The sequence below is a fragment of the Arthrobacter sp. BC5 genome, from assembly GCF_056680255.1.
On the sequence record NZ_JBWXPX010000002.1, the window covers coordinates 111,060 to 129,679 of the forward strand.

The window sequence follows — 18,620 nt, forward strand, 5'->3', positions numbered from 1 at the left end:
ATTTCGGCATTAGCCCGCTGGCCTGAACGCCAAGTCCGCAAGGGATAGGTCGTCGGGCGGTCCCTCGTACGCCTCCCACGGGTAGTCATCATCGGGGGAGGGGAACAGCGCATCCGGAGCACGCCCAGCGAGCCATTCCCGCCAGACTGCGCGCTGCGCCCTGTAGAGCTTCACCTGTGCTGCGACGTCCTCCAGCACGCCCAGGCACTCAGCGATCGTGGACAGGCTGGTGGAAGCCTCCATGGTCCATCCTGCACAGCCACGAGTCGCGAGGTTCCACGCTGCGAGAATCTCGAGGGACTCGCTGACCGTGGTGCGGGAAAGCCTCGTGATGCGGACGAGCTCAGCCGTCGATAGGGGAGTAACCGATGTCTCCAGCGCCTCGTACACGAACGCGGCAGGGAAGCCGAGCTCCCTGAAGGCAGGCCGGAGGGCGTGCAGCTTGCCCTTCTTCCAGGCCAAGTCCCCGGCACTGTCTTTGAGCGGATCCGGGATGGTGAGCTCGTACTGATCTCCCCGCGTCCCCTTCGCCCTCTCGAGCAGGGCGATAAGGGGGTTGGCGGCCGATCGAAGCGCGCGCAGATGACCGGCCACAGTGGTGTGATCGAGCCCTGTCGCGACAGCCAATGATCGAACCCCGAACTCAACGACTGATCCCCCGGTCATATGTGCCGCGGCTCCCAATGCCCTGAGCACCATCCTTCGTGCGAGGTCAGCCCTTGAGAAACCCATGGTCTGCTCAACCAGCGATGCGGCGTTTCGCCAAGTTCTGATGAATCGATGCTCGGCAGCGAAATCGATGAGCGTGGAATTACCGCGGTGTAGTACAGGCCGCTGTGTATGTGGCTGGCTAGTGGGGTTTTTATGGTCATTGCTTTGCCTTGCGGTGTGCGTGGCCTTCGATTTGAGGTGCCGATGTGAAGCAGCGAGGTCGCGCTGAAGTGCCTGGACTCTGTTGCCCGAGCTGTAGCGGGCGTAGAAGGATGCAAGGCCGGGCCAGATCCCCTGGGTCATGCGGCGGTAGATGTCGGTGGCGTCCAGTCCGGCAGCAGCAGCTCCCGTGATGACTGCCTGGCGGGCCTCGGAGTTGCTGCCATAGCGGTTGGCGTCGTACAGCCCTGTGCGCGCGATGCTCTGCATGGCTTGGGACATCCGGGGAGCCGAAGAGACGTCCATCGTGTCCACTGTCGACGTTTCGAGTACGGGGGCCACCGCTTCGAGGCGGAGGGCCCGGGCAGCCTGGATCTCGTCCCGGAGGTCACGGCGCATCGCTGCCCAGACGGTCGAGGCGTTGGGCCGGCGTGCGACGTCGTAGGCCATCGACAGGCTCATGGCGAGTTGCTGGTGGCCGCCTGTCTTGTGCCGGCTCCCGGGCACGCGCATGCACCCGTGGAGGAGGTTTTGGTGGGGCGTCCTGTCGAGGCTCGGAAGCCTGTTGCCCAGCGCCTCAACGAGCTCCCGGGCATCGGTGAAGGTCGCCGGGTCGGCCAGCGGCACATAGACGTGGCGTCCGCCATTCGGGGAGAAGTCCTCGATCCAGCGGGCGCCGAGGCGGTGCAGCCACTCCTGCAGGGCCCGGACGTCAGCTGTGACCTGAGCCAGGCCTCCCTTGGAGGCGTCGAAGTCGAAGAAGAGCGCGCGGCAGGAGCCATCCTTGCCGAAGACGCGGACAGCTGCGGGCACGGTCGGCAGGGCATCGGTGAGATCCCGCTCGAACTTCTGCGGGTAGCTTCTACCGGCGTCTCGCGACAGCCTCACACGGGGCTGACCTGCCAGGAGGGGTGCTAGTGCAGCCCATACGACCGAGGGCTCGTCTTTGACAAGCGACACGCCCGAACTCTGTAAGTCTGGCAAGGCCCAGCCATGCTGGGGTAAAGTGATGGTATTCCTCCTGAAGGAATGACAGAGGTCCGCTCCTCCCAAGGGAAAAGACGTTTGTTGGACTTACTTCCTGATCAGCCGGCAAGCAAACACAGGTTGTGAGTCGAAGTCTTCGAAGGCCCGCCTACGGCGGGCCTTCTCTTCGTTAAGAGGCGAGGCGGCCGATAGGCAGAGCCTCCTGCTGGTTGGTCTTGGTGAGGTCGGTGTGCTGGATGCGATCTTCGACAACGGAGGCTACCCAGTCGCTGACGTGCTCAAAGCCCTCAGCGGATGCAATCTCCCGCACCGTGTTGGCCTTCTCCGTCGCCAAGCGAAAGCCAATGAGCTTGCGGTCACCCTTGTGCCTGCGGCCAGGTCCAACTCGACCGTCTGCTGTCACAGCCATGATTACCACTGTCCTTTGAATCTGCTGGCCCCAGAGGCCTTCGCTTCGTGATCAGTTCCAGATGTCCAGCGACCTTGCGGTCTCAATTCTCGCGTGAGCGAAAACAGTTTTCTTTCCGGACACTCCGAACCTAACACCACGGGCAGCGACCACGAAGCATTACGGCAAAACTGTTTTTGTGTCGTTTTGCGGTCGCCCTGCGGGGGCGAGTCGTGAGTGGCCGTGTCTTGGCACACACTCTCCTTTCTGCCGGTAGGCTGCATCTGGCCTCCTAACGATTGAAGGACTGTACCAATATGGCACAGTCCTTCAATCCATCGCAATTAGAGCGCAATCAGCTCTTCCATGCCCACTGGATCAGCTTCGCCTTGGCGTCTTCTGCTGGGACGTCGATCGATCTGGAGCGGAAGGCTTCTCCGAACATGGTCCTGACTGACTTCGCGGTGCGGAAGTATTGGCCGTGCTTGTCGATGCGGCGGGCGGAGACGCCGAGGTAGCGGGCCGTCTGTCGGCGGTTCATTCCGGCTTCGATGCAGATTCTGACGGCGCGGAAGATGACGGCGTAGGCGGCCTCGTTCTCCGGGTTCGCCTTGGTCAGGATCCGCTCTACAGCCTGCTTTGCCTCTGGTGGTGTCTGACTCACGTTCCACTCCTTATTTGATCGACAGGCCGGTGTCGAAGGTCTTGCGTGCCAGCTGGCGTGTCTTGGCGTAGGCGAAGGCCCACAGTCCGAGGACGACGCAGGCTGTCGATACGTGTGTGACCAGCTCGAAGATGTAGAACGCTTCGGCCCCCGCCTGTAGTTCCAGCGGGTAGGTGATGGCGCGTGCGATGGAGAGGGCGAAGCCGACGAAGATCAGCCTCGAGGCCAGGCGTCCGAAGCGCAAAGGGTTCCTGCGGCTGTCGCGGAAGACCGGTGGCAGGAGGGGCCCCAGCACGTAGGCGGTGTAGGCGAGGACAATCCATTCGTTCACTTCCACCGCGGGCTGCTCTTGGTATATCTCTAAGCGGGGTGATGCCTCGGGGGTGTCCGCCGCGATCAGTGTGATGAGCACCGCGGACGCCGCAATCACACCCGCCAGGGCGCCGCGCTTTCCAATGATCCAGTTGGTGGCCGTCTCTGAGCCGTAGGCGATGGCGAGGTGAGGGCCGAGGACCGCTACAGCTGTCATAGCGCAGCATTTGGCGATGAAGTCGGTGCCGTTGGAGATAGGCACGATGGCTTCCATGAACTGGTAGACACCGGGCATGGAGAAGACGTAGGCCGCGGTGAGTAGGATCCCCATGAGGGCCAGCCGGCCGCTGGGTCGCAGCAGTGCTCGCGCCCCTTCGGGTGTGTGCCTGGAGGTCATGCGGTGGAGCGTTAGTCCACCGAGGAAGATCAGCATGAAGCTGACTGAAATGGCGTAGATGCTGTCGTTCATCCGATCAGGTCCGTAAGTTTCTCCGCGTATTCGAGGGCTTCCTTGCGCTGCCTGAGGCGGCGCTGGAGGAGGTTGAGCCGTTGTTGGATGAGTTCGACCAGGTCCTCGTTTTTTATCACCATCAGGGCCGTCTCCCGAACGTCCTCGGGCCAGTCGCCCTCTTTCATGGTGATGAGTCCGACGACGACAAGCCCCGCGACCAGCGACGTCCCGCTGACCCGGGCAGCGGTGACTGCCTGGATGGGGGTGAGCTTGTTGTCGGAGAGCTGGCTGAACAGGTAGGTGATCGCCGTTCCCGTCTTCTCGGCCACGTCGTGCCGGACGTCGCCGGTGTCGATGGCGTCGATCCACGCGCGATGGGAGCCGTCGTGGGGGAAGTCGATTTTGACTTTGTCGTTTCGGGGGAACAGGTCTTCGTGGAAGCGGTGCTGTAGCTCGACCATGAGGTCGGCGTGGTGGACCTGGCTGAGGACTTCCGCGGCCGTTGGTGTGCGGGGCCGGCTGTCGAGGTCTTCGTAGTCCTTGAAGTCCGCCAATGCTGCGATTGGGTCGATACCGATGCCTCGGGCCACGCCGACGACGGTCGTCTCGGGGACGCTGCCTCGCCGGATCTGGTTGCCGACGGTGACTCGATGCAGTCCGGTCAGGCGGCCCAACTCGCTCGCTGATGTGGTGATGCCGCGTCGTTCGAGCCATTGCTTGAAGTCAGAACCAGAAACAGCCACGGCACCTCCTTCAAGAGAGCACTAGATGGGTACGGCACGCTCATGTAGCGAGGATGTCAAAATCTAAGCTATGCTACGAAATGAGGAATTGGTTCCATCCCTCTTCTTTACGTCTCAAATTTTACCGGGCATACCCTAACCAGTCTGTGCCCTCACGCCGCTGGGAGGTAGCAGTGGACGAGGACGAGAAGCGTGGAGCGTCACCGCTGCTGGCCCTGGCACTCCTTGTACCTCTGCTGGCTGGCCTGCCCGTTGTGGGTGTCGCGGGAGCTGCGATCCTCACGCAGACCGAGGAGAAGCCCGCTGCGTGCGTCGTCTCGGCAATCGGTGAGACGGCCGGTGACATCACTTCGACGCCGGCGATCCCGAACGGTTGGGGCGACCTGGTCGACGCTGCCGCGAAGACTGCGGGCCTGCCGGTGAGTGTGGTGGCGGCGCAGTTGAAGCAGGAATCGGGCTGGAATGAAGGCGCTCGGAGTCCTGCAGGGGCTCAGGGTGTCGCTCAGTTCATGCCCGGCACGTGGACCTCGTACGGGGAGGGCGGGGACCCGTTCTCGGCTGAGGATGCTATCCCTGCCTACGGCCGCTACATGGCGGCCCTGAAAGGGCAGGTGCAGCCGCTGGCCGGCGACGACGCCGACCTACTGGTGCGCCTGACCCTCGCCGCCTACAACGCCGGCCCGGGTGCTGTGCAGGCAGCCAAAGGCATCCCGGCGTTCACGGAAACCCAGCAGTACGTCGAGAAGATCCTCTCCGCCGGGCAGGGCGAGTTCTCAGCCGACTGCACCGCTCCGGCGGGCACCGTCGCATGGGACGGCGACCTCGGCGATGGCCAATGGACCAACCCGCTCCCGGGCGGCGTCTTCACGTCCGGCTACGGCCACCGCAACATACCGAACCTGCCCGCCTGGGCACAGGACCACGTCGGGGTTGACCTCTCAACCCCGGGCGCCGGCACCGGTAACGGCAGACCGGTCATCGCACCAACTGACCTGCGCATCACGGGCTTCAACGACAAAGACGGCTGCGTGATCGCCAAGGAGGACGGCGACGATCCCGATTTCGGGTTCGCGTTCTGCCACCTCAACGCCTACAGCGTGGCCGTGGGGGACAGGTTGAAGCGCGGCGACGTCGTCGGAACCGAGGGCCATAAGGCCGGCCTCGGGCTGGTCGCCACACACCTGCACTTCGAGATTTACAAGCCGGAAGCACCGGAGGTCGTCTACCCGTACCAGGGCTGGAACCTCGACCCGGAGCCAATCCTGAAAGAGAAAGGAGCGTGGGTGCAATGACCCACCGCTCACGCACACACCTGTACCGCACAGCAGCTCTCGCGGTCTCGATGGTCGCCCTGACCAGCTGCGGCGTTGACGCTCCGGCAGCTGAGGACGACGTCGCGCCTATCTCCGCGCCGACGACCATCTCCGAAGGCTCCTCCACCTCCGCTGCCGCCGAGGAGGTTCTGGGTGGCGATACGTTCGCATCCCCTCACGATGCTGACCGTTCCGACGTCGAGTCGACCGCCCGGGTCGCTGCCCTGATCCTGCACTCCTGGGACACGACGGTGGACCGCACGGAGACAGCGGCCGCGGTCCGCGCGAAGCCGCTGATGAGCGAGGCATGGGCGGCGAACCAGATCGAACCCGAGCGGAACGCGAGCAACGGTGACTGGCTGGAACCAGCCGAACACCGCGCCTACAGCGTTCCCCGGGCGGTTCCGGCGATCGGTGACGCCGCGCAGGACGTCGCCCCGGACAAGGCGATCCGAGTCCTTGACGTGACCTGGCGGTGGGTTGCGCGGGACGAGACACAGCTCGAGGGCACCGGCCAGCGGCAGATGACTCTCTACCTCGAGAAGGTGGACGGCCGGTGGGACGTCGTCGGGCATCAGACCCGCGACATGACCGCTGCGATGCCCGGCTCGAGGACGGGGGAGGGCAAGTGACTCCGGCAGTTCATTCCTGGCCGATCATCCGCCTCACCATCGGTGAGGGCGAGATCGTCGCGGACGCCAACGGTGACGTCCTGACCTACCCGGTGCTCGACGAGGCATCTGCAGCTGACGTGGCAGCCGATGCGGCAGCGGAAGCATGTCGGCGTCTGGGCCTGACCGCTTGCCGGGTGCAGGGACTCACCGAGGACGGCGAGGTCTACGAAATGGTCGTCGACGCCGAGCTGGGCACCCTCGAGGAACGTGAAGACACCACCACCGGCACTACCGGCGGCACCGGTGCTGGCCGCGGTTCGGGTTCAGCCCGTACTGGGTCGAAGGCTGCACGCCGTCGTACTCCTGCACGCCGGAAGGCTGTGCTGTGGGGGAGCGCGGGCGTCCTGGCGGTCACGGTCGGTTTCAGTGCCTTCTACACGCTGCAGGACAACACGGCCGAGCCGGTCGCGACGATCTACACACCGCCTCCGGCGCAGCTGCCGGTCCCGGCTCCTGCCGGGTGGGACACCTACGGTGACTGGACGACGCCGATGACCGGCTCGACCGTGAAGGCGATCCTGGATCCCTCGGGGCAGCCGGTGAGCGTGGACGGCTCGAAGCTGATCGGCCATGACCCCCGGACGGGCGTGGAACGGTGGACGCGCACAGCGCCGTTCACGGTCGAGCAGCTGGCGGTGTTCACCCTCGACGGGCAATCCCGGGTCGCGGCGGCCGCCGCCCGGGAACTCGTGCTGTTCGGCGACGGAGCGGACCCCATCCGCGTCGACGTCCCCAAGGACGGAACGATCGTCCTGGACGGCGGTACGGCACCTCGGGTGGACCTGCCGAACAAGCGGACCCTGATTGTCGCAGCTGACGGCAGCACCGCGGCGCGGGTGGTCCCGGCGGCCGCGGAACCCATCGAAGCCCTCGGCGATGACCTGGTGGCAGCTGATTCGCGTTCGGGCAGGATCTGGCGTGTCACGCAGGACTCGGCAGCCCTACCCGCCCCGGCGAAGCTGCCTGCACCAGTGGCCGGGGCGGAACTGGTTACGGTCCTCGGATGCGTGAACGGAACAGTCATCGCAGCCTGGAAGACCGACGGCACCACCACCATCGGCTTCTACTCTCTCGGGGACGCGACCGACGCCACGGAGGCAACGCAAGTCGGCATCGTCGACGTCGAAGGAACCGACGTCGCCACCTCCGGAATCCAGGTGGACCGGGAGAACGGACTGCTGATGGCCGGCACCCTTCTGGTCGACGTCGACCAGAAGCAGGCCCACCGCCTGCCCGGGGCAGGGAAGCTTTCCGCCGGCTACGCCTGGATCACCACCAACACCGAGCAGCTGCGGATCAACGCACAGGGCGTCACCGAGACCACGACCGACGCAGCGCGCGCGGCGATCCCCGACGTCATCACCGACAACGGCAAGGCAATCACCCGGGCCGGAGGATCCTCCACCGGTCTGCTGTATGCGCTCACGCAGGTCGCACCCCGACCCACAGCAACACCCACCACCACCTCAGCTCCCACCTCTGACTCGGCTTCTGCCCCTACTTCTACTGCGAGCCCCACCTCGACTGTTCCCCCGAAGGAGAACCCCTGATGAGAATGACCGCTGTCATCGACCCGGCCGGCACCCTCGAACTCGACCTGGGAGGCGAGAAAACCACCGCCCCCTACCCCTCGGTCATGGAAGCCCGCCGCTCCGTCATGAACACCGCGACCGACCTCGCGGCCGAGACGAGCACCGCCACCGAACTGCACATCGAGGACCCCTCCGGCTCCCGCACGATCCTCGTACAAACCGACGGCGCCGTCATCGAGCAGGACACCGATACTGAACCGACAGAAGACGCGGCAGTCCAGCCCGCCGCAGCAGCCGAGCCTGCAGGGTCCCCGGTCACGCCAGAAGAACCGACCGTACCGGCGGCCACAGTGGAAGCAGCACCCGTTACCGCTTCCGTTGCCGCTCCCACTCCCGTTTCGGTTGAGGCTTCGGTAGTCCCCAAGACAACCGCATCGGCAGCGACGGCCTCACGGGTAGTCGAGCCGGCCGTGGAGCCGTTGCCGACCCGCCGGACAGCAATGCCGTCGTTCGTCGACCGGCCGGACGCCGACTCACCGGCACAGGTCGGGGTCCGTGGTGTACTGAATCAGTTCGGGTTGAAGCTCGCGGCCTCGCCGGCGGAACTGGAGCAGCGCCGGGATGAAAAGACTGTCTCTCAGCCCTGGGCCGGGCCCCGCACGATCACGGTCCTGAACCCCAAGGGCGGGGCAGGTAAGACGCCGACGGTGATCTGCCTGTCCGCTGTATTCGCCCGCCTCGGTGGCTCCGGTGTCCTGGCATGGGACAACAACAACTCGCTCGGGTCGCTGGGCTGGCGGACCTTCGACGCCGGCCACGAGGCGACGGTCGTCGACCTCCTCGAGCAGACCGACTACTTCATGACCGCCGGTGCCCGGGCCGGGGATCTGGCGTCCTACGTCCACCACCAGCCCTCGGACCAGTACGACGTACTTCGCTCCGATGACCGGTCGGGTGCGAAGAAGCGGCACGAGGTCACCGGCGACGAGGTCCACCGTCTCTACTCGGTGGCCGCGAAGTATTACCGGCTGATCCTCATGGACTCGGGCAACACCGAACGCGGGGACAACTGGGAGGCGATGATCGGGCACTCCGACCAGGTCGTGATCCCGGTCAAGTCCGTCGACGACGCCGCCGAAGGCGCGTCCCGGGTCCTGAGCGCCCTGCGGGCGGGTAACGAGCACGCGCAGTCCCTGGCGGACCGCGCCGTGGTGATCGTCCTGGGCTGCACCCCGTCCCACGGTCCGGCGAAGCTGAACGAGCTCGCTGAGTCCTTCCGCCCGTTCGTGAAGTCGGTCGTCACTGTGCCCTACGATCCGTCGCTGATCGAGGGCAGGATCCGGTTCTCCTCGATGCTCCCGCAGACCCGCCGCGCCTGGCTCCGGGCAGCAGCGCAGATCGCGGAGGGACTGTGACCGTGACCCCGCACCGCAACCCGTTCGTCAACGAGCCGGAGGTCGAGCCGCAGGAAGACCCGATCGACGATGACCCGATCCTCGGGCAGCGCGAATCGCTGCGGGGCCCGCGGAACATTCAGCAAACCCTCGCCGCAGAGCCTGTTCAGGAAGCGGAACCAGCAGCCCCCGTGGCGGTGACCAGCGTGACCCTGTGGCTGGTCGGCGCCTCCGGTGGCGTCGGCACCAGCACCCTCGCGGGCTTGTGCTCGGAGAACGTCGTCGATGAATCCGAGCGGAAGCCGACCTACGCTGGCCGGGCCCTGTTGGTCTGCTCGACCAGTGCGTCCTCGCTCGAGGCCGCACAGCAGCTGGCCCGTAAGTCCGCGTCCGGTCAGCTGCCCTATGAACTGGTCGGCCTGGTGATCGTCCATGACCGGCCGAAGAACCGGCTGACGAAGCCGACCCTGGACTTCGCGCGCGGGGTCGCGCGGATGTTCCCGGTGGCTATGACGGCACCGTATGAACCCTCGTGGCGCGAGGTTGGCGTCACTCCACAAGCTTCCGGGACGCGACTGAAAAGCGTGCTCCGGAAAATCGAAAAGATCGCCCGCTCCGGGCACTGAGAAAGGCAAACTCCCATGTTCGGAAACACTCTGGCAGCACACACCCTGACCACCATCAACGCGCTCACCCCAACTCGTGAAGGATCGCTCTCGGCGCAGACCTTCACACCGACGCAGCCTCCCGGCACCGAGGGCCTGACGCAGGTCATCGGGTGGATCCTGTGGGGCGCGGGCCTGGTCCTGTTCGTGTTCTTCATCTTCGGCCTGGTCTCCGCCGGCAGGAACCGCCGGCAGGGCAACGAGATCGAGGCACCCATCTGGCCTATGGTCGCTGCCTGCCTGCTGGGCGCTTCGGGTGCAGTGTGGACTGCAATCACCTGAGCAACAACGCCCACCCAACTGATCGAGAGAAGGACACACGATGAGCACACAGGACACCACCCAGGAACCGAAGGCCCGCCCGAAGTGGTTCGGCGCCGCCGTGATGCTGCTGGCCCTGGTGCTGGTCGGCCTCCTCGCATGGGGCCTGCGGGTATTCCTCTTCCCCAGCAACGACGAACCGGCAGCAGACCCAACCACCGCCGCAACGCAGACAGCACCATCATCCGCCCCAGCATCCGCGTCCGCGACGGCAACACCCGTTGAGGACGCGGACGTCGCGTGGAACTGCCAAGCGGACCTCGACAACGACGAGGTATCTGTGGCTGACAGTGCTCCGGTAGTCGACGAATGGGTAGCAGCCGGGTATGGCGTGGTTCCGTTTTCGGAGTTCGGCGGATGCCAGAAGCAGCCCTCTGGATTGAGGGTTGGCTACGCACATACTGAGGCCGGATCGCTCATGGCGGCCGCGACGTTCGCAGTCGCTTTGGATCCGTCGAGGAGCGTTGAGGCTGCTGAGGACCTCGAAGTAGCGGTAGCAGAGGGACCGAACCGCGAGCTGTTGGGCGAAAGAGCGCAGCGTATCCGTGATGGACTCGAAGAGGGTAGTGACGGCGTTGCCGCGTCGCTCTCGACGCTTATTGGTTATGTACAGAACGAGTACAGCGAGAACGCTGCTTCCTACCAGCTCGTCTACACCCTCACTCCGCCGAACGGGCTGGAGCAGAAGATCGTCGGCCAGGTCGATCTGGTGTGGGAGGACGGAGACTGGAAGCTTGACCCGGCTTCCGGCACCGAACTGATTTCCGGAAGCCAGTATCAGGGCCAGCCCTACATTCAGTGGGGGCCCGACAGCTGATGGACTTTTTCGGAGACTTCCTTGAAGGCGTTGCCGGTAGCGCCATCGAAAAGCTGATCCAGTTCCTCGCAAGCTGGGTCGTGCAGGTCCTGACGGAAATGATCAACTTCGTCGGTACCTGGTGGTTGAAAATCGGCGCACCTGACATGGGTGCAGGATCCGCGACCGACCGCATCCAGCAGTCGACGCTGATCTTCGTCGGCATGGCCGGTGTCATCGGGACCGCGTTTGCGCTCATCAAGCTCGCCCGCGACCAGGACCGTGCCTCGACCGAGAACCTGATCATGGGCATGGTGCGCACCATTCTGACGACCGCGATCGCGGTTCCGATGGTGGGTCTGCTGTTCGGCGTCACCGACGTCCTCGCCCCGTGGCTGGTGACCACCATCTCCGGGTCCGCGCAGGAAGACGGGCTCGGAACCGCGATGGGCTTGGAAGCCCTCGCAGGAACCACGATGACCATGCAGCTCGCTGGCATCGTCCTATTCATCGTGCCCCTGGCCCTACTCGGAGCGATCATCAACGCGGTCATCGTGATCTTCTCCTACGGTGCGGCGATCGCATTGTGCGGGGTTCTCCCGATCTTCGCGGCCGCGTCACAGACCGAGCGTGGCCGGAAGTCCTTCGACAAGGCCGTGGGCTGGCTCGCCGCCGTCGTCCTCTTCAAGCCCGCCGCAGCGATCCTGTACGGGGCAGGACTCGCGCTCCTGAAAGGCATCAACGGCAGCGCAGACAACGAGCTCGGGAACACCACGATTGGCCTGATCACCGGTCTCGTCATCATCAGCAGCGCCTGTGTTGCGATGCCGGCCTTGGCGAAGGTCCTCGTGCCTGCCGTTAGCGCGGGACCGCAGGGTATGGGAGCCTCCGGCCTGGCAATGGTCGGCGGTGCCGTCGCCATCGGAGCACTCACCGGAGGGATTGGCGCTGCAGCCGGCGCCGCAGCTGCAGGCGGTGGTGGCGGGGGCGCAGCCGCCGTCACTGGTGGAGGGGCCGCAGCAACGGCCGGGGAAGCGGCCGCAACGGGTGGAGGTGCCGCTGCAACTGGTGCGGCCACTGCCGCAGAAACATCTGCGACCGCAGGCACCAGCAGCAGTGCTGCCGCTGCCAGTGGGGGCGGAAGCGGAGCCACCGGTACTGCAACGCCTGGTGGTGCAGGTAGCACCGGCGGCGGAACTGGTGGGGCCAGCCCGTCCGGGGCGCAGCAGAGGCCGGAGCAACCTGCCGCGCCGGCCTCGGACGCAGGTGGCGGGGCACTTGGAGGAAGTGCTGGCGGTCCCGGTAGCGGTTCTGGTGGTCCTTCGGGTGCGGAGCCGCGCCTGGAACGATCAGGGGCAGAGACGTCCCCTGTCAGTGATGCCGGTGCTGGTGGATCAGGTTCGCCTGGACCGACAGGCGCACAACCTCAGGCGGAGCGCACCTGCGCACCTACGGAATCACCGACGGGAGCACCAGCTGGTACCAGTTCCGGTGCCGGTGATGGCGGCTCGTCAGCTGGAGGACCGAACGGGGCCGAGCCCGCAGCAGCAGGTGACAGGCCTCCGACGGAAGCTCCTGGGGCAGCACCCGCGATGTCACCGACGGCTGAGGGGTTCCGGGCCGGTGCGCCGTCCGGGGCGGATAAGTCAGCCCAGAACCAGCAACGCATCGAGTACGCGGTGCAGAACGCAGTCAGGGACATGGAACGCGCAGTGGAAAGTGGGGATGACAGTTGAGTACGGAACAGACAATCGTCAGGCAGTACGGCAACATCGCAGAGGACCGGACGGCGGGTCTGATGGGGTTCTCGATGGCTTCGACCGTTGTCCTGGGCGCGGGAGCAGTCGGGGTGTTCATCGCGATCATGGCCTCGCAGATCTGGGTGGCCGTCGGTATCGCGCTGGTCGCGTTCATCGCGGCCACGATCCTTGGCTCGAAGGACCGTCATGGTCGGTCCAAGCCTGAGCGGTGGCTGGCGCGCAGCATGCACGCCAAGGCCAAGAAAGCCGGGAAAACCGTCTACAAGTCCGGTCCCGTCTCGCAGATCCCGGACGGATCATTCCGTGCACCGGGCCTGCTGGCCGCGACGGAGCTGATCGACTTCCAGGACCTCTTCGGCAACGAGGGCGTCATGCTGTGGCACCCGAAGCTGAAGACCGGCACCGTGTTCTTCTCCACCAACTCCTCCGGCCTGGGCCTGCTGGATCAGGACCGCGTCAACCGGCTCGTCGGGTCATGGGCGGCGTTCCAGCGTGATGCCGGTTCCAACGCCCGGGTCGAGCAGATTTCGGTGACGACGCAGTCGACGACCGATCCGGGTGAACGCCTGCCGGACGCTATCGCGGTGGCCCGGCAGCAGGCCGGGTCCCACGAGGTGCCCGCCTTTGCCCGGCAGGTGATGGATGACGTGGTGAATGACCTCAACCTCGACGTGCCCAAGCTCGAGCAGTGGGTGGCACTGACGTTCAGCGGCAAGGCCAATGACGGGGACCGTGCGCCGGAACGGTCCGCCGAGGAGCTGGTGGCCGATGTGAAGTCCCTCCTGCAGGGCTTCAAGGAAGAACTCGAGGACGTCGGCGCGGGCAGCGTGTCTCTCATGCGGGCCGCTGACCTGACCGACCAGACCTACGTCGCGTTCAACCCGCGCGCCGCGGCCGCGGTCGAGCGCGCCCGCCTCTCCGGCGACGGGACGGGCCTCACTTGGCACGAGGTAGGGCCTTCGGCCGCCCGGACGATCGGATACCCGGGCCGGTACGACCACGCCGGGGTGACGAGCAAGTCGTGGCAGATGTTCAAGCCACCGGCCGGGACGTTCCGCGAGAACGCCCTGGTGGCACTGCTGGGCCCGGATGCGAGCATGCTGCAGAAGCGCGTCACCGTGTTCTACCGCCCTCAGCCGCCGGAGAAGTCAGCGCAGCAGGTCGCGCAGGCGCTCACCAATGCGCAGTTCGCCACGAACCAGAAGGGTCGCCGTCCGACCAGTTCGCAGATCATAGCCCTCGAGAAGGCACGCAAGGCCGAGCGGGAGCAAGCCGAGGGGGCGGCACTGGTGCGCTTCGCCATCGGTGTCACCGCGACGGTCGAGAGCCCTGAGCAGCTGCAGGCTGTGGAAGCGAAGATCATGCGGAACGCCGCCACCGGCATCCAGATCCGCATGCGGTCGTGCGATTACAACGACGACGCCGCGTTCTCCTTCAACCTTGGGCTCGGGCTCGTGCCAGAGCATCTGGCCACCATCTCCTCCGACGTCAGGAAGGCCCTCTAATGTCCGCCTTTGACCAGCTCGTCGACAAGGTCATGGACCGGTTCCTGGGCCGCTCCGAAGCGGCGGCCGCCGTCAGTGCTGCATCGTTCCCGCAGCTCACGGAGAAGGGCATGCGGGTCCGCGAGGGTGGCATGGTGACGTGGGTGGAACCTCCGCCGGAGTTCACGGCCACGTCGAACCAGACCGCCGGCCTCTGGCCGTTCTGCGTCGGCACCTCCTCCCCACTGGTCGGTGCGGTCCTGGGCCGGAACCTGCTCAACAGCTCTGTGGTGTGCGGGGATCCGATCAGCCTGTTCCTGCACGGCATCATCTCCTCGCCGTCCGGGTTCATCCTGGGCCTGAACGGTCGGGGGAAGTCCTCGGTCGCCGTCCGCATGGCGTTGGCGCTGATCGACCAGGGGTTCCTGATCCTCGTGGCAGGGGACCTCAAACCCGACTTCGCCGGCGTCGTCCTGGAAACCAACGGGCAGGTCGTGCAGGTCGCCCCCGGCGTCGGGGCCATCAACCCACTCGACGCAGGCCCGCTCTGGCGAGAACTCGAACGCCTTCCGGCCCCGTTGCAGCGGCAGATGCGCGCTGAGATCCACGCCCGGCGCCTGATGACCCTCACCGGGCTCATCGAACTGGTGTTCAAGGAACCGCTGGACGCGAAGAAGCAGGAACAGACGGTGCTGTCCATGGCGATCGCCATGGCAGCCGAGAGGGCAGAAGGCGAGGACCGGCAACCTTTGGTCGGCGACGTCGTCGACGCCATCAAGTCCGCGCCTCCCCAGATCCAGTCGGCGCTGCTCATCGAGGAGTCCACGGAGTACCTGCCGCAGGTCAAGAACCTCCTGGCGGGCCTCAACGCCCTCGGCGAGCACGGACCGTTCGGGGACGTGTTCTGCCAGCAGACCACGAAGGAAATGAAGATCGACACCTCCGTCGACTTCGACATTTCCCTCATCGACGAATCCCAGCTGACGCTCCGCGCCGCAGTGCAGACGGTGTGCTGGTCCTACGGTCAGGCCGGCATCTCGGCCGCGAAAACCCTCGCCGACGCGGGTCTGATGGAGGAACGCCATCACCTGATGATCATGGACGAGCTGTGGCAGTCCCTGCGCGCATCTGAGCTGCTGGTCCACCAGATCGACTCCATCACCCGCCTGAACCGAACCAAGGGTCTGGGGCAGCTGATGATCACTCACTCGATGAAGGACCTGCAGCTGTCCACGGACGAGCTGACGAAAATCGCTACCGGCTTCGTGGAACGCTCCAGCGTGAAGATCCTCGGCGGGCTGGCGCAGAACGAGATGGACCTGCTCGAAACGGTGTTCCCCATCTCAGAGCGGGAAAAGGCAATGCTGGTCGGCTGGTCAGCCGAAGGGTCGATGAACCCCAACACCAATCAGGTCTCACCTCCTCCCGGGCGGGGACGGTTCATGCTGAAAACCGGGTCCGAACCCGGTGTGCCGTTCCGGGTGAACCTCACCGCCGGCGAACTCAGGGCCCACAACACGAACCAGGCATGGGCTGCTGCGCAGGCGAAGGTGAACCGATGAGGAACGAGGAGAACGGCCCTGCCATTGCGTTCTCGAGCGTTGTCCTGGCTGCATTCGTCGCGGTCACCCTGATTCACCTCGGGGAGGCGTTCACACCGGTTCACACCGACCTGTCATGGAACCCGATCACATTGGTGATCGGTCTTGCCACCGGGGATCCGTGGCCGGCGGCCGCGAGCTGGTTGCTCGGCGCGGAAGCGGTCGTGGTCATTGCTGCCTTTGCGTGGTGGAGCACCCGCCCAATGTCCCGGACCGCGGAGGCGTCCCGGCGGATGAGTCCTGGCGGGAAGATGCGCCCGGCGATGCTCGATGCCCGCCTCACCGAAGCCACCCGCCTCCACCCCGAGGCGGAGGGTATCGGCCCGGGCCTGACGATCGGGTACACCGGCGACACCGGCACCAAGGCGGTTATGCAGGGCTGGCGGGAGTGTTCGACCCATGTGTGGGGGACCGGGCGCGGCAAGACGACGACCCAGGTCGTCCGCCACGCAACGGAGGCACCTGGCGCCTACATGATGACCAGCAACAAGGTCGACGGCGTCGCCGAGGTCCTGGCGGCCCGTTCCGAGACCGGGACTGTGTGGCTGTTCGATCCGCAGCGGATCTGGCGTGACAGCCACCGGCCGGCCATGATCTTCAACCCGCTCACGATCGTCACCGATACGGTGAGCGCCGGCGAGGTCGCCTCAATCTTTGAATCATCCTCGTCTCCCAGTGCGGGATCCGGCCGCGGTGATGCGCAGTTTGACTCGCAGGGACGCGATTTCCTGTCTTGGTGTCTTTTGGCTGCCGCGAAAAGCGGCGGCACTATGAAGAACGTCCTGCTGTGGGTGGCCGGTGCTGATTTCATGGAGCCGGCGGGCCTGCTTGAACGGGCCGGGCATGCAGGTCCGGCGTCGGCGTTGAAGGGCATGGGAGACCAGCCGGAGGACACTCGCGGATCCGTGGCAGCCAGTGCGCAGCGCATGGCTTCAGCGCTGGTGCATGACGAGCTGGTGGCATGGTCGATGCCGACCCCCGGTGTGCCGGTGTTTGACCCGGCACGGTTCGTGACCGGCAAGGACACCCTGATCCTGCTCTCGCAGGACGCTGGCGGTTCTGGTGCCGCATTCGTGTCGACCCTCGTCTACGCGGTGTTCACTGCAGCGCAGCAGGCCGCCCGGCGTGCAGGCGGTCGCCTGCCGGTGCCGCTGGTCGCTGACCTGGATGAGGTTGGGAACGTGGTCAAGCTCAAGCAGCTGCCTGAGTGGTATTCGTTTTTCGGGTCGATGGGCATCGTCGTCAGCGCGTACTTCCAGACACGCGGGCAGGGGATGGCCATGCTCGAGCGGACGGGGTGGGACACGCTCTGGTCGGCGGCCGCGATCAAGGTCTACGGCGGTGGATCCGACGACACACAGTTCCTCGAATCGCTGTCCAAGACGATCGGTCAGTACGACGCGAAGGTCCGCAGCAGTTCGACCTCGAGGAACGGGTCCTCCCGGTCCGTGCAGACCCAGAGGCGGGACATCATGTCCGTCTCCCAACTCTCCGAGCTTCCGGCTAACCAGGCGTGGGTAAAAACCTCCAACGGGGGTGGAACCATCGTGCGTACCGTGCCCTGGTTCCGGGACAAAACCATCAGCGCCCGCATCGGGGACACCGTTGAGCGCATCAAGGCAAGGCAAACCTCGTGAGTGATGAGCTAACAACCGGAGAAGACTCCGGCCGGGAAGCTGAGGCAGTTACTCCTGCTGATCTCGTGGAGTGGGTTGAACACATTGTCTCCAGGCTGGAGTCTGTAGATCGCTCAAGTGGGCAGCACTGGTGCTCCCAGTGGTGGAATCATGCGGAGGCAGTCGACCGTCTCCGTGCCCTGCACGAGCGGTGGCTGGAAGCACAGGCAGACGGTGCGATGTCGAGTTGGTGGGTTGATCACTTCGACAACCACGCAAGCATCCTGTTCGCCAAGCGCGGTCCTTTTGGTGAATGTGGGACTACCCATGTGGCCAAAACCACCCGGCGGATCTTGGCTGCGGAGCAACCCCCAAGCGGATGGTCTTGGTGAGTCGCCTCTAAAGGCTAGCGCTGCCACCACGGCGTATTCGCTTTAGAGGACTGAAACAAGGCTTGTTATACAAGCCTTGTTTCAGTCCCCTTAGCCCTTCTGACGTGATGTGTTGAATCACGCTCCGGCACCCTTCTGGTGCAGCTGCCCTGGCGGCAGGCAGGGCAGGATCAGGGCGCGCGTCAGGTAGGCGTGCGGGGCCCGTCCAGTGCTCTGCGTGTCTTGGTGGGGTACTTTCAGCGCAGGAGGCGGCTAATGGCCTGGGTCGCTTCCTTGACTTTGGCGTCGACGATGTCGGAGGAACCAGGTGTTGCAGCTTCGTGGGCTACGTCAACGACACAGTGCTGCAGGTGGCTTTCCAGCAGTCCCAGGCTGACGGCATGCATGGCGCTGTTGACCGCAGCGACCTGGGTGAGGATGTCGATGCAGTACTTATCGTCCTCGACCATGCGTGAGATTCCGCGGACCTGACCTTCGATGCGCTTGAGCCGGCGCAAGTAGGCGCTCTTGTCGGTCGCATATCCGTGCTGATGAGGTGCTGCCTCGTTGGGCGGGTCCGTCTGGTCGGCTGGCTGTACTGCGGTGTCAGTGCTGAGGCTGAGCTTCGGCGCGGTGTGGGTGGTCATGGTCGTTCCCCTCATCATCGTCGGCGCGCTG

General features: G+C 65.2%; 18 protein-coding genes. 12 read left to right on the top strand and 6 right to left on the bottom strand.

The annotated features are described in order from the left end of the window. Positions 1-9 precede the first annotated feature (9 nt). The 5 genes from AC1MFI_RS18090 to AC1MFI_RS18110 all read right to left on the bottom strand — a co-directional run bounded on the left by AC1MFI_RS18090 (position 10) and on the right by AC1MFI_RS18110 (position 4,415). Positions 10-1,830 carry a MarR family transcriptional regulator gene (locus AC1MFI_RS18090; protein WP_479821110.1) on the bottom strand — a complete coding sequence of 607 codons (1,821 nt, stop codon included), beginning with the start codon at positions 1,828-1,830 and terminating at the stop codon, positions 10-12. 196 nt (positions 1,831-2,026) lie between these two features. Next, entirely contained in the window at positions 2,027-2,266 is a 240-nt protein-coding gene (locus AC1MFI_RS18095; RefSeq protein WP_479821111.1) for a hypothetical protein, read from the bottom strand. A 334-nt stretch (positions 2,267-2,600) separates the two neighbouring features. Next, entirely contained in the window at positions 2,601-2,909 is a 309-nt protein-coding gene (locus AC1MFI_RS18100) for a hypothetical protein (protein ID WP_479821112.1), read from the bottom strand. A 10-nt stretch (positions 2,910-2,919) separates the two neighbouring features. Next, positions 2,920-3,618, bottom strand: a complete 699-nt coding sequence (locus AC1MFI_RS18105; RefSeq protein ID WP_479821113.1) for a hypothetical protein — start codon at positions 3,616-3,618, stop codon at positions 2,920-2,922. A gap of 68 nt (positions 3,619-3,686) precedes the next feature. Continuing rightward, positions 3,687-4,415, bottom strand: a complete 729-nt coding sequence (locus AC1MFI_RS18110) for a hypothetical protein (RefSeq protein WP_479821114.1) — start codon at positions 4,413-4,415, stop codon at positions 3,687-3,689. Positions 4,416-4,588: 173 nt separating this feature from the next. Here AC1MFI_RS18110 and AC1MFI_RS18115 point away from each other — a divergent pair, with 173 nt between their 5' ends. The 12 genes from AC1MFI_RS18115 to AC1MFI_RS18170 all read left to right on the top strand — a co-directional run bounded on the left by AC1MFI_RS18115 (position 4,589) and on the right by AC1MFI_RS18170 (position 17,963). Further along, on the top strand, positions 4,589-5,707 hold the full coding sequence (locus AC1MFI_RS18115) for a transglycosylase SLT domain-containing protein (protein ID WP_479821115.1): 1,119 nt from the start codon (positions 4,589-4,591) through the stop codon (positions 5,705-5,707). Continuing rightward, positions 5,704-6,360, top strand: a complete 657-nt coding sequence (locus AC1MFI_RS18120; RefSeq protein WP_479821116.1) for a hypothetical protein — start codon at positions 5,704-5,706, stop codon at positions 6,358-6,360. Before AC1MFI_RS18115 ends, AC1MFI_RS18120 begins: the two co-directional genes overlap by 4 nt. Next, a complete protein-coding gene (locus AC1MFI_RS18125) occupies positions 6,357-7,952 on the top strand; it encodes a hypothetical protein (RefSeq protein WP_479821117.1) in 1,596 nt (531 codons plus the stop codon). Before AC1MFI_RS18120 ends, AC1MFI_RS18125 begins: the two co-directional genes overlap by 4 nt. Continuing rightward, complete coding sequence (locus AC1MFI_RS18130) at positions 7,952-9,349, top strand: MinD/ParA family ATP-binding protein (protein ID WP_479821118.1); 1,398 nt, start codon at positions 7,952-7,954, stop codon at positions 9,347-9,349. Before AC1MFI_RS18125 ends, AC1MFI_RS18130 begins: the two co-directional genes overlap by 1 nt. A 2-nt stretch (positions 9,350-9,351) precedes the next feature. Then, the gene (locus AC1MFI_RS18135) at positions 9,352-9,954 is read left to right on the top strand and encodes a DUF6668 family protein (RefSeq protein WP_479821119.1); all 603 of its coding nucleotides are present in this window, start codon (positions 9,352-9,354) and stop codon (positions 9,952-9,954) included. Positions 9,955-9,969: 15 nt separating this feature from the next. Further along, on the top strand, positions 9,970-10,275 hold the full coding sequence (locus AC1MFI_RS18140) for a hypothetical protein (protein ID WP_479821120.1): 306 nt from the start codon (positions 9,970-9,972) through the stop codon (positions 10,273-10,275). A gap of 40 nt (positions 10,276-10,315) precedes the next feature. Continuing rightward, positions 10,316-11,131 (top strand): DUF8175 domain-containg protein, encoded by an 816-nt coding sequence (locus AC1MFI_RS18145; RefSeq protein ID WP_479821121.1) that lies wholly within the window; start codon positions 10,316-10,318, stop codon positions 11,129-11,131. Next, on the top strand, positions 11,131-12,846 hold the full coding sequence (locus AC1MFI_RS18150) for a hypothetical protein (protein WP_479821122.1): 1,716 nt from the start codon (positions 11,131-11,133) through the stop codon (positions 12,844-12,846). Before AC1MFI_RS18145 ends, AC1MFI_RS18150 begins: the two co-directional genes overlap by 1 nt. Next, a complete protein-coding gene (locus tag AC1MFI_RS18155; protein ID WP_479821123.1) occupies positions 12,843-14,375 on the top strand; it encodes an SCO6880 family protein in 1,533 nt (510 codons plus the stop codon). The genes AC1MFI_RS18150 and AC1MFI_RS18155 overlap by 4 nt, the downstream gene beginning before the upstream one ends. Continuing rightward, positions 14,375-15,916: a hypothetical protein gene (locus AC1MFI_RS18160; protein WP_479821124.1), complete on the top strand. Its 1,542-nt coding sequence runs from the start codon at positions 14,375-14,377 to the stop codon at positions 15,914-15,916. The genes AC1MFI_RS18155 and AC1MFI_RS18160 overlap by 1 nt, the downstream gene beginning before the upstream one ends. After that, entirely contained in the window at positions 15,913-17,592 is a 1,680-nt protein-coding gene (locus AC1MFI_RS18165; RefSeq protein WP_479821126.1) for a type IV secretory system conjugative DNA transfer family protein, read from the top strand. The genes AC1MFI_RS18160 and AC1MFI_RS18165 overlap by 4 nt, the downstream gene beginning before the upstream one ends. A 65-nt stretch (positions 17,593-17,657) precedes the next feature. Further along, positions 17,658-17,963: a DUF4913 domain-containing protein gene (locus AC1MFI_RS18170; protein ID WP_479821285.1), complete on the top strand. Its 306-nt coding sequence runs from the start codon at positions 17,658-17,660 to the stop codon at positions 17,961-17,963. 236 nt (positions 17,964-18,199) lie between these two features. On the opposite strand, the gene AC1MFI_RS18175 is transcribed toward AC1MFI_RS18170, so the two are convergent. Continuing rightward, positions 18,200-18,589 carry a metal-sensitive transcriptional regulator gene (locus AC1MFI_RS18175; RefSeq protein WP_479821128.1) on the bottom strand — a complete coding sequence of 130 codons (390 nt, stop codon included), beginning with the start codon at positions 18,587-18,589 and terminating at the stop codon, positions 18,200-18,202. Between the last annotated feature and the right edge of the window lie 31 nt (positions 18,590-18,620).